The organism is Actinosynnema sp. NPDC023658 (assembly GCF_040639995.1).
GTDB lineage: Bacteria > Actinomycetota > Actinomycetes > Mycobacteriales > Pseudonocardiaceae > Actinosynnema.
This window is the reverse complement of sequence record NZ_JBFAAX010001339.1, coordinates 1-1,287: the sequence shown is the minus strand read 5'-3', so window position 1 is coordinate 1,287 and position 1,287 is coordinate 1. Positions and strand designations below refer to the sequence as shown.

General features: G+C 73.8%; 1 pseudogene. It reads right to left on the bottom strand.

The window, feature by feature from the left end:
- Positions 1-1,133: pseudogene (locus tag AB0G02_RS40795) on the bottom strand (hypothetical protein); the annotation flags it as partial.
- Positions 1,134-1,287 lie beyond the last annotated feature (154 nt).

Sequence of the window (1,287 nt, the reverse complement as noted above, 5' to 3'; positions counted from 1 at the left end):
ACAACCGGTTCACCGTGTTCCGCCCGTCCGACCCCGGGGCACTCGGTCGACCCCTGCCCGTGGTGGCCTTCGGCGTCCGACGGCGCGTACACGGGCAGCAGCAGGCGGGCGACGCCCAACCCGGCCGCGCCGCCGACCAGCAGCGGCGGGCCGAGCTCCAGCACGCCGCGGCCACCCAGGGCGAACGGGCCGGAGCCCCGCACCCACAGCAGCCTCAGCTCGGGCTCGCGGCGCTGCGCCCACTGGACGGTCACCGTGGCGACCCCGGCCAAGCCGATGAGCAGGCTGATCAGGGTGAGCGGCAGGACGGCCGAGCGCACGTTCGCCACCGTCTGCCGGGCGTTCTCCACCGGCAGGACCAGCGGGGACGTCGTGCGGTTGAACCCGCCCTGGACCGGGGCGATGCGCGCGGTGCCCTCGGCCAGCAGGGCCGCGGCCTCGTCCACCGTGCGCGGCACGGCGGCGGGGAAGCGGACCGTCACGTCGGTGGGACCGCCGACCTCCGGCGGCAGGTCGTAGAACGCCTCGGCGCTCGGCGTCCACACCACGGCGGTGGCCAGCTCGTCGCGGTCGAGCACGTTGGGCACGACGAAGTGGCGTTCCGAGCACCACCAGTCGGGCAGCGGGTCGATCACGTCGGCGTAGATCGCGGTGACCGGTGGCAGCCGCCCGCCCAGGCCCCGCTCGCCCAGCCGGACGTCAGCGGTGACGGCGATGCTCTGCGGCACCCAGAGCCCGTCCTTGGAGCCGCCCTGCAGCACCTTCAGGTGGTCGGTGGCGCCGGCCCGGTAGCCGAACTTCGCGTAGGTCTGCCAGCCGCCGAAGTCCGTGCGCCTCTCCCGGGTGTACATGCCGATCAGCACCGGGTGGTCGGACAGCGTCGCGGTGAGCGCCTTCACCCCCTCGGCGATCCGCTCGTGGGGTACCCCGACGGTGGACTCCAGCGACGGGTGCAGCGCCTCCCGGCACAACTGGCCCTGCTGGTAGTCGATCGCGGCGCTGCCGGACGCGGCCGAGTGCATCACGGAGGCGGCCACCACGAAGCTGAGCAGCAGAGCGGTGACCACGCTGACCAGCAACGTCAGCGGGCTCGACAGAGCCGCGCGCGGGGCGGCTCGCCACGGGATCTGCACCCGCGAACGGTAACCGGCGGACTGTCCCGACCGGAGGGCTTTTACGTACGGCGTTCACGCTCCGGACAACGTCCGGACAACGTCCGGACAACGTGCCCGGTTGTCCACCATCGTCCGGCCGGGACCGGACGCGGGTGCGGTGGGGGACGCCCGC